This is a genomic window from Microlunatus phosphovorus NM-1, from assembly GCF_000270245.1.
Taxonomy (GTDB): domain Bacteria; phylum Actinomycetota; class Actinomycetes; order Propionibacteriales; family Propionibacteriaceae; genus Microlunatus; species Microlunatus phosphovorus.
Map to the genome: position 1 here is coordinate 5,475,053 of NC_015635.1, position 13,652 is coordinate 5,488,704.

Below are 13,652 nucleotides of genomic sequence, written 5' to 3' on the forward strand. Positions count from 1 at the left end.
GGCTCAGACCTCGAACAGGAGGGTCAGCATTGCGGCTCCCAGGAAGATCATGCCGAAGATCAATGCCGGGATCGTCATGTAGATGGTCATTCCCTCCGCGGCCGCGCCGGCTGCGACCTGCTCTCGAGTCAAGTGGGCATTGCGCAGCTCCTTCACCCGAGCGCGCAATGTGCCGGACAGCGCGGCGCCGCTTTCATCGAGCTGCATGATGTCGGTGAGGTCCCTCAACTCGGGCAGTTCGAGCTCTTCGGCCAGGCGACGCAGTTCACCGTACGGCGACTGCTGCTCCAGTCGGGCCCGCTCCAGGGCGGTCCTGATCTGAACGAACAGCGGGACGTCGCTGAGCATCGCCGCCGACTGCAGGGCCTCGGCAGCGGAGGCATTGGCCAGCCGTTCGAGAGTCACCAGATCTATGAACACCAGCAGCGACTCGACGGCCCGGGACTTGCTGACCCTCGCCGAGCGGCGCAACAGCACGTCCGGAACCCAGAAGCCGAGCACGAGCCCCGCCAGGGCAAGACCGGCGGGCCACCACGACGGCTGACCGGTCATCCAGCCCCAGGCGAAGCCGATCAGTGCCGGCAGGACGGCCCCGACGATCGCCATCACAAGCTTGTCGGCGTAGAACTCCGCGATCGGCTTGTTCTGCAGCCGCAGCAGCTTGCGCTGCCGCCCGCTCAACGGGATCGGTGATCGGCGGTAGAGCAAGGCGCCCAGCCGTTCTGACCGGGAGCTATCGGCGACAAGGACCTGGTCGTGTTCGCCGGCCGAGTGTTCGCCGAGGATCCGGTCCAGCGCCGGCTGGAGTCTGGGCGGGGCCGGCAGCGCCGCGGCAACCAGGGTGACGATGCCGCCCAAGGTCAACATGCCGGCCAGCAAGATCAGTGAGTCATTCATCTGCTTGCTCCCTCCCTGACCAGCACCCGAGCCCGAGGGGGCTGCTTGGCCCGGCGCCTGAGCAGAATCAGGGAACCGACGTACGCAACGAGCAGGATCGACAGCACGAGCTGGCCAAGGGGAGTCCGATAGGCGGCGAAGAAGCTCGGTGACAAGAGGAACACCCCGACGAGCGTGACCATCGTGATGACGGTGACCTGGCGTACGACGACGTACGGCTTGCTGCGTTCGGTCTCGATCAAGCGTCGGCCCCGCAACTGATCCTGGATGGACTCGGCGAGCTCGCGCAGGGTCGTCGACGCGCCCACCGCGCCCCGATCGGCAGCCAGGATCAGGGCGGCGACCACGGGATCGGCGTCCGCCGCATCAAGATCATCGGCAAACCGTTGCAACGCCTCGTGGGTGTCCCAGCGATTGTCGAGTCGGCTCACCAACATGCCGACCTCATCGGCGATGAGGGGCGGTGCACTCTGCCGGGACAGCCGGATCGAGTCGGTCACCGAGCGCCCGGTGCTCAGGGTCGCCGCCAGCCCACGGACCCACCGATCCAGAGCCTCCAGCAGCTGGATGTCGTGCGCCGGCGGGAGACTGAGCAGGTAGGGCAGACCAAGCGCCAGCAACGGAGCGACGACAATCGCGACGATCCAGCCGGTCACGGCGGCCACCGCGATCCCGACCGCGGTGCTGGCCAGCAGGATCAGATCACGGCGCCGCCCGCGTGACCCCGAGGGTCGGCGGGTCAGCCGGGCCCAGGCCGAGCGGCCATCGACGCGTCGCACCCGCACTCGTGGGCCCCACCGTCTGGTTGCGCCGGCAACGACCAGCACCATCCCGCCAGCAACGAGTACGCCTGCTGCTGCTGCGACCTCGGCGGTCACGATCTGCCCCGCGGACCAGGCCAGAGATCTCGACGAAAGGGCAGCAGCTCGGCTTCGAAGTCGGCATCGGGGAAGAACCCCGCCGGACGGCCGGAACTACCGCTCGCGTGGTACACGAGATGGGTCACCGGACGTCCGTTCTCGATCGCCCGAGTGACCTGGCGGATCTCGGAGACAAATCGGCGACGGACCCCGCCTTTCCAGGTATCGTCCTCGAGCTTCACGAAGACGAAGAGCGCGATGTTGTGGGCGATCTGCCGATATGCCTCCTCCACGGTCAGCACGCCGCCTTGAGCCACCCGCGAAGCAAGCCGGTCAATGGTCGACTCGGCCGAGTGCGAGTGCGTCGTACTCAACGTGCCCGTGCCGGCTTGCATCGCCTCGAACATGGCTGCCGCCTCGCTGCCCCGGACCTCGCCCACCACGAGCCTGGAGAGGTTCTGCCGCAGGGCCTCCGGCATCAGGTCGGCGACGGAGAAGTCGCCGACCGTGGTCCCGCCACTCACTTCGCCATGGCCCACCCGCGCCTGCAACGCCAGAATGTTCTCCCGGCCGGGCTGCAGATGCGTCATCAGTTCGTAGTCGGTCTCGATCGTCCCGAATCGCTCGTTCTCGGGAATGGCATTGATCAGGGCTCGGAGCAGCGTCGTCTTGCCCGCACCTTGGTCGCCGGAGATCACCATCGACTTCCGCGCCAGCACTGCCGCGTCGAGAAACTGCGCGACCTCCGTCGGCATCAGACCGCCCTCCGCGAGATCGGCCAGAGTGACATCGGTCAGGATGTGCTGCCGGATGACCACGCTCGGCCGGTGCGAAAGACCGAAACCGATGGCATGCAGCCGGAACCGCTCGCCGAGCGCCAGGGTCATCGTGGGATGAGTGTCGTCGAACGGACGCGAGGGGAGGTTGTTCTGGCCGAGGAACCGGATCGCCTCGACCAGTTCTTCGTCGCTGTCCGCGACCGGCGACATCTTCTCGCGCCGGCCGTCGCCATACTGGACAACCACTGAGCTCCAGCCGTGGATCTCTATGTTCTCGACGTCCGGCAGATCGAGCAGCGGCTGCAACCGTCCGTATCCGAAGACGGCGTTCTCGACCGCCCGAACGTAGGCAAGTTCCCGCTCACTGGACCAGAGATCGGCGCCATCACGATGCAGTGCACGGACGTGATCACCGACGACGCGCCGAATGATCGCCCGCCCGAGCAACCGCCGATCCTCGACTGTCAAAGGGCGCCCCGACCGACGAGCCTCAGCCTCGGACTCGTCGGTGATCGCCTCCGACGCCCGGCGCCGCAGCTCGACCACCTGTGGCCAATCGATGAGATCACCGGCAAGTCGGTCCTCGAACTCGCGCACCTCCGCCTGGCTGAACAGGGCGAGCCTCTCGGAGTCGATGGCCGGCGCAGAGCCTGCCTGCCGCCGGGACCGCTTCGGTGCCGTTGCAGGTTCCAGGTCGGCCAGGACCGGAATCTCGCTCAATCGTCGGGGCCGCTTCGCGACGTTGTCCATGGTCACCCCCGCACCAGCTGATCAGCTCGATCCACGCGAGTCGCGAGTTGCCCAGCAGCGGCATGTAGGGACCGGACCAGTCTGGAGCTGTCGAATTTGCGGGACTGCGGCTCACCATCGGACAGGTGCTTGGCCATCGCTGGATCGTGGGCGATCTCGGCGACGACCGGCGCCCCGAGCGACTTGCCGATCTCCCGCGCCGTGTACGGCTGGCCGGCGCCCACCACGATCAAACCAAGGCCGCGCTGGTGCGCCTGGAGCCGCGGATGCTCCCGCAATGCCAGCAGGTGGACTCGGGCCGAGACCACCGAACGAAGACTGCTGCGCAGCACCACCGCGGTCAGGCTCGCTCGCTCCACCAATGGCGAGGGCAGACCGCTGTGACTGATCCGACCGGCATCGACGATCACGTCGAACCCATGATCATCGAGCGCGACGAATACGTCGGTGAGGTCCGGCCAGACTCCGCCGAACAGTGCCGCGCTGCTCGGCCGGCCGAATCCGGGCAGGAACAGTCGGCTGACTGCCTGATCCTCGACCAGCGGGACCGACTGGTCGATCACCACCTCGGTGAGTGACCGACGGTCCCGATGCGCCTCGGCGACCCTCAGCAGTCCCTTCCCCTCAGCGCTGGTGCCGGCCAGGTATCCGGCCAGCACAGCCTGATGAGCACCAGGGTCACAATCGGCCAGCAGCACCGGCCGCGGCCAGGTCAGCGCCAGTCCGACCCCGAGAGTGGTCACCCCCGGTGCCCCGGAGGCCGACGTCAGCAGCAAAATCCCCATCTCGAGTCACCGCACCGCATCGCGGACGATGGTCAACCGTTCCTGAGCCGACAGCGTCGCGATGACCGCTGCTTGAGCCGCCGGCACATCCACGTCGACGAAAAGGGATCCGGCATCAGGCCCAGGCACCGAGGAAACGGTCCGCGCGACGAACGTCTTGCCAGCCTGCGGGTCCTTCTGACCCGGTTGGGCATCCGCAGGTGGGAGCGCGACCAAGCGGATCGGTGATCCGGGAACCAGGAAATCCGCCGGTGCCCGACCGCCGCTGAGCCTGATCGCGACCACAGCTCGCTCGGGTGCCGGGATGGTCGCTGCGGTCACAGCTGCCGGGGCCAGCAGCGAGCCTTCGACCAGGTCATACGCGGCACGTTGCCCGATCAGTTCCGGTGCCTGATCGGCGGCGACAGTCGGCACGCTCGGGTCACCGCTGAGAGTGACGGTCGTCAGGTCGGCAGCCTCGACCAGCTCTCCGCGGTAAACCGTCGCGGCCAGAGCCACGACCGTGCGCTCGGTGGCGACCTTGGCGTAGATGACGTATGACAGCAGACCACCAAGGCAGACGGCCACGACCCCGAGGGCGATCCATCGGGGATTGCGCCGAACGGGTGGCCGCGGTGGCTCGGGAGTCACCGGACGCTGCTGCTTCGGCGCGGTCGGCCGACGGCGGGGAAGGGCGAGCCTTCGCGCTGGGCGGGGTGGGCTGTCTATCGTCATTGAGGATTCCTGTGCTTCTCGGTCAGCGCGACTCGTCAGGCCCGACGGCGTTCGATGTGGCATGGCCCGTGGCAGAGACCGATCGAATGCCGATGAGGGTGAGGAAGATGGTGCGTTCGCTGGCATGGGTGCGGACGGTGACGACCCCGTTGTTGACCGTCGCGTGGCCTGAGACGTCGGGCTGACCTGCCAGGAATGCGGCAGCGGCCCGCAGCGAGGCGTCGCCCGGGCTCCGACCCGCGATGGTCTGAGTCACGCCGGCATTGGCTGCCGCCCGAGCGGCGCCCGCGGCAGCCGCCTCGGCCCGGCTGGCAGCAGTGATCTTCTGACCACCGTCGATGACCAGTCCGGCAGTCATGATCAACGCAGCGAAGACGACGGTGACGAAGACGCTGACGGACTGGCCGCGTTCGTCCCGCCCTGGTAGGCCGGATCCGGGGGCCAGCGAGCCCAGAGCGCGGCGGCTCACGATCGGGCCCGATAGGTGTCCAGCGCTGCGGAGCCGGAACTGCGTACGGTGACACTGCCCGGCATACCCGGGATGGCCAGATCGGAGAACGGCACCTGGCAGGTCACCGCGGCCCTCACGGTGGCCGGTGTCCCGACCGGAACCCCGAACGCGGAGGTGTCCACGGAGATCGAGTCCCCCGCGCAGCGCAGTCCATCGGTGGCGAGCACTCTGGCACCGGCGCTGACCCCGGCTCGGTGCGCACTGCCAGCCGATCTTTCGAGACTGGCCGCGCGTGCGGCGGACTGCGCCGCCTCGACGACCGTCGCTCGTGCGAACCACAGCCGCCCGCCAGCGATCAACAGACCGAGCATCAGCACCAGCGCCGGCACGATGACCACAAGCTCAACCGAGGCAGCGCCACGCTCGTCGGCTACTGAGCGCATCACGGTCGGGTCACCCGCTCCACTGGCGCCGATGCGGTCTCACGGATCTGGCCCAGCGGCAGGTCGAGCATCATCGGAGTTCGGCCGGCGACGGTGACCTCCACGCGGTTGGCGTTCGTGGAAACAGTCACCGCCACCTCCTGCAGACCCCCGCTCCGGGCGATGCCGGCGGCGACCTGCTTGGCCTCGCCGGTGCTGCCATGACTGCCACTCGCCACGTCAGCCCCGGCATTCGCCGCTCTGTTGGCGACGTTGTGACCGTGAATCCAGATACCGGCCTGGATGACGCCGAGCGTCACCAACAACAGCACCGGCCAGATCAGCGCATACTGCGCTGATTCGGTGATGCCTCGTTCGTCGGCCGGCCGCCGGGTCATGGGCGTTCACATTCCTCAGGGAAGTCGGCTGAGCACGAATGACCTGATCGCCGCCACGATGGCTACGGCCACGGCCACCGCGCCAGCGATCAAGATCGCGTTCTCCGCGGACTGGCTGAGACCGCGCTCGTCGCGAGCCGTCGGCTCCTTGAGCGTGATCACCAGGCCAATCAGCAGGTACGCGATCTGGGAGAACTTCATCGGGGATCCTCCTGAATGGGACGGCAATTGGCGAGAGAATGTACGCACCGTCGGTGTGATTCGGCCAGTCATGATGGCCATTTCTGACCTGAATGCGACAAAATGTGATAAACATCACGATGCCCGTTACCGTGTCGTGCTTGAAAAGCTGAATATTTGCGGCTGCCGAAACCGCTCCTGACCCGCAGTGTCTGACGCGGCAGTTCACACACCGCTGGACCATGCTGGCTCATGCGCAGTTGGCGATCTCAGCCGAGTGGACGGCAAGGCGCCGCAAGGCCTGACTGCACCGCTGGCGGACGGCGTCGGGCGAGATCTGACGCTGACTGGCCGCCTCGGCGGTGCGGATGCCTTCGGCGTAGACGCTGTTGAGCAGCGCACCGGCATCCGCATCGATCAGTTCCAGTTCCACCGCGGCTCTGAGCACATCGCCGGCCGTGAGCACGGCGATGTCGCGATTGTGATCGGCATGGTCTCGCGCGAACTGACGATCGACGGCATCGGCGAAACTCGGACCTGGTGGCCAGAGCACGACGCTCGGTGAGCCGGCGAGTTCCCGCTTGGCGAACTTGCGGGCATCGAGCGCCAAGTTGGCCGCGACGTGGTGTGGCCGCCTGTCGACGGGATAGCGACGGATGCACTCCCACATCGCCAGCAGATAGCAGTCGATGTCGTGCGCATGATCTGCGTTCGCCATCAGCACGATCTTGCCGAGCATCGCCTGCAAGACGGTGCGTGCGGCAGCCATCGAGCCCGCGTGCACCTCGGTGAGCAGGACCCTCAGCACCTCGTCCGGTCCGGCCGGGATCCGGGCCAGGACGGCATGGAGATCCTGGCAATCCCGCAGGATCTGATGCCGGGCGGCCCAGTGCTCGACCTCGTCTCGGGCGCGCAGCGCTTCCCACTCCCGGTTGAGATCGGCGATGATCCGGTGCTGGCCGCCGGCCCTTCCACCCCATGACATCCGTGCTCCTGCCCCTCGTGATCGTTGGTCCGTTCACGATGCCCGGACGGTGTTGGCAGGGGTGTCTGCCGACACACCAGAGGTGTTGTCCGTTTGAGACAGGTGTTGTCCGTGCAACTCAGCGTTGTCCCGGGGGACTCAGCGTTGTCCGGGGGACCCAGCGTTGTCCGCGGCAGCTCAGCGAGTTGTCCACAGTGGCGCGGACAGCCGCAGCGCGCGACGCAGCCGGCGCAGATAGTCCTCGCGGTCGATCTCGATCACCCCGAGCGATGCCAGGTGTGGGGTCTGCCACTGCACGTCCAGCAGCCGGCCTGCTCCCCCAGCCTCACGCAGCAGCTCGACCAGTGCCACCAGCGCCACCTTCGACGCATCACGGCCGATCTCGGGGTCGTGGAACATCGACTCGCCGGCGAACAGCCCGCCGATGCTGACGCCGTAGAGACCGCCTGCCAGCTGCCCGTCGTGGGTCCAGGCCTCCAGCGAGTGCACCACCCCGGCACGATGCAGCTCCCGATAGATCAGCCGGATGTCGTCGTCGATCCAGCCGCCCGGACGCTCCGGATCGGCGCAGCGGTCCAGCACCTCGTCGAACGCGGTGTCGATCCGGATCTCGTACCGGGGGATCATCTTGCGCAGCGACCGGGTGACCCGCAGCCCGTCCAGCGGCAGGATCCCGCGATCCAACGGCGACCACCAGCCCATCAGCCCCGGCCGCAGCGGCATCGGGAACACCCCGGCGCGGTAGGCGTCGATCACCATCTCCGCGTCCAGCTCCCGCGACGCCGCGATCAGGTCGTCGTCTCGCCAGCTCCGCGACGATCCGAACGGGGAGGACTCCACCAGTCCAGTCTCTCGCTCCACGCCCGGTGGTTCGCGACCGGTGGTTCGCGACCGGTGGTTCAGGGGCGGTCCAGGGGAAGACCGGGGTGCCGCGGCCGGCGCGCAACGTACGCTGGTCGGGAGCGTCGCCCCACGACGCGCCGAAGCCCGGGAGGTCCGATGCCGTCTGCCCAAGATGTCGGCAGATTGTTCGCACGAGGCCTGCCGGTGGCCGGCCGGGTCACCCCACAGGTCGCCGGTGGCGCGTTGCGGCACGTGCTGGAGTTGGCGATCGACGGAACCGCCAAACTGCCGGGTGCGAAGGCGGCCGCGAGCCGACACCTGCAACGTCATGGCGGATCGGCCGAGTTGGCGACCGAGGCGGTCATCGAGTTCCACGTCGGGCTCGCGAGTGCTCAGGGCTTCGTCACCAATCTCGGCGGGCTGGCGGCCCTCCCGGTGTCTCTGCCCGCCAACCTCGCCGGCGTTGCGGTGGTGCAGACCCGGATGGTCGCCGCGATCGCCCATCTGCGCGGCTACGACCTCGATGACAACCGCGTCCGTACGGCCCTGATCATGTGCCTGCTGGGCGGTGAGCAGGTCGCGAAACGGATCGTCACCGGCAAGCTGCCGACCTCGCCGCTGGCCATTGCGACCGCGCCGATGTTCGACCCACAGCTCGACCAGCGCGTCGCCGAAGAGGTGCTGAGCGACCTCATCCAGCGCGTCGGCGGCAAGAACCTCGCTCTCACGGTCACCCGACGGGTGCCGATCCTCGGCGGCGGCGTCGGCGCGGTGATGGACGGGATCGCCACCCACCAGATCGGCAAGTACGCCAAGTCCGAGCTGGTCATCCGTCGCTCGATCGTCGGATAGCGCCCCTATATTCACCGCTGCCGCTGCCGATCGCTCCGGGACGAAGGTCCCTTCTGCTGTCTGCTGGATCACAGAGGCTTGCTGTTCGACCCAAGACCGACTTACGTTAGGTCAGGCTCACCTAGGATGAGTTGCAGAATCGGCCGACGCCGCGGGGGTTGTCGACATCCACTGAGCACGAGGGATACGCATGCTGGCCAACTATCTGATCGGCCTGCGCGAGGGCTTGGAAGCGGCCCTCGTGGTCAGCATCCTGGTCGCCTATCTGGTCAAGACCGACCGTCGTCATCTGCTGCCTCGGATCTGGCTCGGTGTCGGCGTGGCGGTCGGCATCTCACTGCTGTTCGGCGCCCTGCTCACCTTCGGCCCGAAGGGACTGACCTTCGAGGCCCAGGAGGCGATCGGCGGCGCCTTGTCCATCATCGCCGTCGGGTTCGTCACCTGGATGATCTTCTGGATGGCGACCGCCGCCAAGAGCATCTCCGGCGAGCTGAAGGCCGCCATCGACAAGGCCGCCGACGCCAAGCCGTGGTCGCTGATGGTGGTGGCGCTGCTCGCCGTCGGTCGTGAAGGTCTCGAGACGGCCATGTTCATCTGGGCCGCCACGCAGGCCAGCACTCGCGGGACCGGAGCCAGCTGGGTGCCGCTGCTCGGCGCCCTGCTCGGCCTGATCACCGCCGTCATCCTGGGATACCTGTTCTACAAGGGCGCCGTGCGGATCAACCTGACGAAGTTCTTCACCTGGACCGGCGCCTTCTTGATCGTCGTCGCCGGCGGCGTGCTCGCGTACGGGGTGCACGACCTGCAAGAGGCCGGCATCCTCCCCGGACTGCACAACCTGGCCTTCGACGTCAGCGAGACCATCCCGCCGACCAGCTGGTACGGCACCCTGCTCAAGGGCATCTTCAACTTCTCCCCGGCCACCACCTGGCTCGAGGCGACCGTCTGGGTGCTCTACGTCGTGCCGACCATGATCATCTTCCTGCGGCGCATCCGGCGCCGCAGTGCACCCGCCAAGACGGCCGCCACGACCGTCCCCGCTCCAGAAAGCCACTGATGACCCTGTCCTTCTGCCGCCGCCCAGGCCGCCGTACGCTCGCCGCCACGGCGTCGCTCGCGCTCGCCTTGCCTCTGCTGGCCGCCTGCACCGACAACGCCCCCGCAGCGGGTGGAAACGACGCCTCGGCCGATCCGCGTGCGCTCACCGTCACGGCGACCGACACCACCTGCGAGGTCTCGACCAACACCGCACCCTCGGGCAATCTGCGATTCAGCGTGACCAACAACGGCAGCAAGGTCAACGAGTTCTATCTGCTGGCCTCCGACGGCCTGCGGATCGTCGGCGAGGTGGAGAACATCGGACCGGGGCTGACCCGCGACCTGGTGTTGCAGGCTCCCCCGGGGTCCTACTTCACCGCCTGCAAGCCGGGCATGATCGGCGACGGCATCCGCGCCGAGTTCGCCGTCTCCGACTCCGGCGAGACGCTGGCGCCGAACGAGGACGAGAAGGAGCTGGTCGCGCAGGCCAACGCGCTCTACGCGGCCTACGTACGCGATCAGACCGAGCAGTTGCTGGTCAAGACCGAAGAGTTCACCAAGGCCTTCATCGCCGGGGACGACGACCGAGCCCGCGAGCTGTATGCCCCGACCCGGGTGCACTGGGAGCGAGTCGAGACCGTCGCGGAGTCGTTCGGTGACCTCGACCCGGAGATGGACGCCCGCGAGGCCGACCTGGAGAAGGGCCAGAAGTGGACGGGCTGGCACAGGATCGAGAAGGACCTGTGGTCGGAGCGGGCCAAGAACTACACCGCGATGACGCCTGCGGAGCGGAAGGAGTACGCGGACAATCTGCTGGCCAACACCAAGACCCTGTACGAGCGCACCCGGGACATGACGTTCACCGCCGACCAGATCGCCAACGGCTCGAAGGGGCTGCTGGACGAGGTGGCGACCGGCAAGGTCACGGGCGAGGAGGAGTACTGGTCGCGGACCGACCTGTGGGACTTCCAGGCCAACGTCGACGGTGCCCGGGTCGCGTTCGATGGGCTGAAGCCGCTGCTGGAAGCGCGGGGCGAGACCGAGTTGGAGAACCAGATCGAGACCAAGTTCGTCGCCTTGCAGGAGCTGCTGGATCAGCACAAGAAGGGTGACGGGTTCGTCTACTACAACGAGCTCACGCCGGATCAGGTCAAGGAGCTCTCCAACGCGGTCAACGCCTTGTCCGAGCCCCTGTCCAAGCTCACTGCGGCCGTGATCTAGCAGCCTGGGGTTCAGATGTCGACATCGGTGCCGAATCCTCCAGCCGAGGGAGCCGCGGAAGACGGCGAGACCCTCGGCCGGGAGGTCGCATCCGGGGACCGTCCGCGCGGCGTCTCGCGGCGCGGACTCCTCGGGGCAGCCGGTGCCGGTGTCGTGGGGATCGGGCTCGGGGCAGCCGGCATGGCGGTGCGGAATCGCCAGCCGGCCGGCTCGGCGGAACCGAGTCCGATCGATCGGGCGTACCCCTTCTACGGCGACCACCAGGGTGGCATCATCACTCCCGCCCAGGACCGACTGCACTTCGCGGCGTTCGACGTCACGACATCTTCACGGGAAGAGCTCATCGGGCTGTTGCGGGACTGGACGGCCGCCGCAGCACGGCTGACCGCCGGCCAGGATGCCGGCGAGATCGGAGCGACGTCCGGAGCCTACGACGCACCACCCGATGACACCGGGGAGGCGATCGGACTGCCTCCGTCGGGGCTGACCATCACCTTCGGCTTCGGGCCCTCCTTGTTTCGCGCCCGGGGGAAGGATCGGTTCGGGATCGCCGACCGGCAGCCGGCGGCACTGCGCCGGCTGCCGCACTTCCCCGCCGACAACCTCGATCCGACCAGGTCGGACGGTGATCTGTGCATCCAGGCGTGCGCCGACGATCCACAGGTCGCGGTGCACGCGGTGCGGAACCTGGCCCGGATCGCATTCGGGCGGGCGGCGGTCCGCTGGTCACAGCTCGGCTTCGGTCGCACCTCGTCGACGTCGGTGTCGCAGACCACGCCCCGGAATCTCTTCGGCTTCAAGGACGGCACGGCCAATCTGAAGGCCGAGGAGTCGGCGCTGCTCGACCAGCATGTCTGGGTGCCGGCCGGCGCCGACCCGGCGGCCGGCTGGCTGGCCGGCGGCTCCTATCTGGTGGCCCGCCGGATCAACATGACCATCGAGACCTGGGACCGGCAGTCGTTGCGCGAGCAGGAGGCCGTGATCGGGCGGACCAAGGCCGAGGGCGCCCCCCTGTCCGGCGGTGAGGAGTTCACCGAGCCGGACTTCGCGATGCTGGGGCGTGGGGAGCTGCCGCTGATTCCCGAGGACTCCCACGTGGCGATGGTGCACCCGGACAACAACGACGGTGCCCAGATGCTGCGCCGCGGCTACAACTTCGTCGACGGCTCGAACGGTCTCGGCCGATTGGACGCCGGCCTGTTCTTCATCGCGTACGTGGTCGATCCGCGGACCCATTTCATCCCGATCCAGACCAAGATCGGGATCGGCGACGCGATGAGCGAGTACCTCCAGCACACCGGGTCGGCATTGTTCGCCGTGCCCCCAGGGGTCAAGCAGGGCGAGTACGTGGGTCAGGCACTGTTCACCTGACCCTGCTCAACGCCAGCCGAGCTCGGGGGCGATCAGCTTGACCACGCTCTCCAACACGTGCGCGTTGTAGTCGACCCCCAGCTGGTTCGGCACGGTCAACAGCAGCGTGTCGGCGGCGGCGATGGCCTCGTCAGCAGCCAGGTCGGCGATCAGCTTGTCCGGCTCGGCCGCGTACGTCTTACCGAATCGCGCGTTGCCGCCGTCCAGCCAACCGACGGTGTCGGTGGACTTCTGCTCCCGCCAGAACAGTTGCCGGTCCAGGTCGCTGACGATCGGGAAGATGCTGCGGCTGACCGAGACCCGCGGTTCGCGTTCGTGACCGGCGGTCTTCCACGCGTCCCGGAACAGCTGGATCTGCTCGGCCTGCAGCTGATGGAACGGTACGCCGGTGTCCTCGGTGAGCAGGGTCGAACTCATCAGGTTCATTCCCTGCGACGCGGTCCACTCGGCCGTGGCGCGGGTTCCCGCACCCCACCAGATCCGCTCCCGCAGACCAGGTGCGTACGGCTCGACCCGCAACAGACCCGGCGGATTCGGGAACATCGGCCGCGGATTCGGCTTCGCGAAGCCCTGACCGCCCAGGACCTCGAGGAAGACCCGGGCATGCTCGCGCGCCATGTCCGCATCCGAGCTACCTTCCGGCGGGATGTGTCCGAAGTAGCGGAAGCCGTCGATCACCTGCTCGGGCGATCCCCGGCTGATGCCGAGCTGCAGTCGGCCGCCGGAGATCAGGTCGGCCGCACCGGCGTCCTCGGCCATGTAGAGCGGATTCTCGTACCGCATGTCGATGACCGCCGTGCCGAGCTCGATCCGGCTCGTCCTGGCGCCGGCAGCCGCGAGCAGCGGGAATGGTGAGGCCAGCTGCTGGGCGAAGTGGTGCACCCGGTAGTAGGCACCGTCAGCCCCCACCTCCTCTGCCGCCACCGCCAGCTCGATGGACTGCAACAGCGCGTCAGCGCCGGAACGAACCATCGAGTGCGGCGAGTCCGTCCAGTGCCCGAACGACAGGAAGCCGATCTTCTTCATGGCTCGTCCAACTCCGTCCGCCGAGAGGTCATTCCCAGCGGGCGCTCCCTTCCCCGTCGAAGCCGCTCGGGTTGCTGATT

General features: G+C 67.7%; 16 protein-coding genes. 4 read left to right on the forward strand and 12 right to left on the reverse strand.

The annotated features are described in order from the left end of the window. Positions 1–3: 3 nt before the first annotated feature. The 11 genes from MLP_RS24795 to aat form a co-directional block, all read right to left on the reverse strand. On the reverse strand, positions 4–897 hold the full coding sequence (locus MLP_RS24795; protein ID WP_013865973.1) for a hypothetical protein: 894 nt from the start codon (positions 895–897) through the stop codon (positions 4–6). Further along, positions 894–1,775: a type II secretion system F family protein gene (locus MLP_RS24800; RefSeq protein ID WP_013865974.1), complete on the reverse strand. Its 882-nt coding sequence runs from the start codon at positions 1,773–1,775 to the stop codon at positions 894–896. The genes MLP_RS24795 and MLP_RS24800 overlap by 4 nt, the downstream gene beginning before the upstream one ends. Further along, complete coding sequence (locus MLP_RS24805; protein ID WP_013865975.1) at positions 1,772–3,286, reverse strand: CpaF family protein; 1,515 nt, start codon at positions 3,284–3,286, stop codon at positions 1,772–1,774. The genes MLP_RS24800 and MLP_RS24805 overlap by 4 nt, the downstream gene beginning before the upstream one ends. 2 nt (positions 3,287–3,288) lie before the next feature. After that, positions 3,289–4,071, reverse strand: a complete 783-nt coding sequence (locus tag MLP_RS24810) for a hypothetical protein (RefSeq protein ID WP_013865976.1) — start codon at positions 4,069–4,071, stop codon at positions 3,289–3,291. Positions 4,072–4,077: 6 nt separating this feature from the next. Continuing rightward, on the reverse strand, positions 4,078–4,701 hold the full coding sequence (locus MLP_RS24815) for an SAF domain-containing protein (RefSeq protein WP_172641633.1): 624 nt from the start codon (positions 4,699–4,701) through the stop codon (positions 4,078–4,080). Positions 4,702–4,807: 106 nt separating this feature from the next. Then, positions 4,808–5,254, reverse strand: a complete 447-nt coding sequence (locus tag MLP_RS24820; protein ID WP_013865978.1) for a pilus assembly protein TadG-related protein — start codon at positions 5,252–5,254, stop codon at positions 4,808–4,810. Next, positions 5,251–5,679, reverse strand: a complete 429-nt coding sequence (locus tag MLP_RS24825) for a TadE family protein (protein ID WP_013865979.1) — start codon at positions 5,677–5,679, stop codon at positions 5,251–5,253. Before MLP_RS24825 ends, MLP_RS24820 begins: the two co-directional genes overlap by 4 nt. Continuing rightward, positions 5,679–6,056, reverse strand: coding sequence for a TadE/TadG family type IV pilus assembly protein (locus MLP_RS24830; RefSeq protein ID WP_013865980.1), 378 nt, complete (start codon positions 6,054–6,056; stop codon positions 5,679–5,681). Before MLP_RS24830 ends, MLP_RS24825 begins: the two co-directional genes overlap by 1 nt. 15 nt (positions 6,057–6,071) lie before the next feature. Continuing rightward, positions 6,072–6,257 (reverse strand): hypothetical protein, encoded by a 186-nt coding sequence (locus MLP_RS24835; RefSeq protein ID WP_013865981.1) that lies wholly within the window; start codon positions 6,255–6,257, stop codon positions 6,072–6,074. 229 nt (positions 6,258–6,486) lie between these two features. Further along, a complete protein-coding gene (locus MLP_RS24840) occupies positions 6,487–7,221 on the reverse strand; it encodes an RNA polymerase sigma factor (protein WP_013865982.1) in 735 nt (244 codons plus the stop codon). 177 nt (positions 7,222–7,398) lie between these two features. Further along, a complete protein-coding gene (aat, locus tag MLP_RS24845) occupies positions 7,399–8,061 on the reverse strand; it encodes a leucyl/phenylalanyl-tRNA--protein transferase (RefSeq protein ID WP_041790589.1) in 663 nt (220 codons plus the stop codon). A gap of 159 nt (positions 8,062–8,220) precedes the next feature. Here aat and MLP_RS24850 point away from each other — a divergent pair, with 159 nt between their 5' ends. From MLP_RS24850 to efeB, 4 genes are all read left to right on the forward strand, one after another. Next, positions 8,221–8,916 (forward strand): EcsC family protein, encoded by a 696-nt coding sequence (locus MLP_RS24850; RefSeq protein WP_041790591.1) that lies wholly within the window; start codon positions 8,221–8,223, stop codon positions 8,914–8,916. Positions 8,917–9,106: 190 nt separating this feature from the next. Beyond that, positions 9,107–9,973, forward strand: a complete 867-nt coding sequence (efeU, locus tag MLP_RS24855; protein WP_013865985.1) for an iron uptake transporter permease EfeU — start codon at positions 9,107–9,109, stop codon at positions 9,971–9,973. Then, positions 9,973–11,175 carry an iron uptake system protein EfeO gene (gene efeO / locus MLP_RS24860; RefSeq protein WP_013865986.1) on the forward strand — a complete coding sequence of 401 codons (1,203 nt, stop codon included), beginning with the start codon at positions 9,973–9,975 and terminating at the stop codon, positions 11,173–11,175. The genes efeU and efeO overlap by 1 nt, the downstream gene beginning before the upstream one ends. A 15-nt stretch (positions 11,176–11,190) precedes the next feature. After that, positions 11,191–12,546, forward strand: a complete 1,356-nt coding sequence (gene efeB, locus MLP_RS24865; RefSeq protein ID WP_013865987.1) for an iron uptake transporter deferrochelatase/peroxidase subunit — start codon at positions 11,191–11,193, stop codon at positions 12,544–12,546. A gap of 6 nt (positions 12,547–12,552) precedes the next feature. Here efeB and MLP_RS24870 read toward each other — a convergent pair whose 3' ends face one another. Further along, complete coding sequence (locus tag MLP_RS24870; protein ID WP_013865988.1) at positions 12,553–13,572, reverse strand: LLM class flavin-dependent oxidoreductase; 1,020 nt, start codon at positions 13,570–13,572, stop codon at positions 12,553–12,555. Between the last annotated feature and the right edge of the window lie 80 nt (positions 13,573–13,652).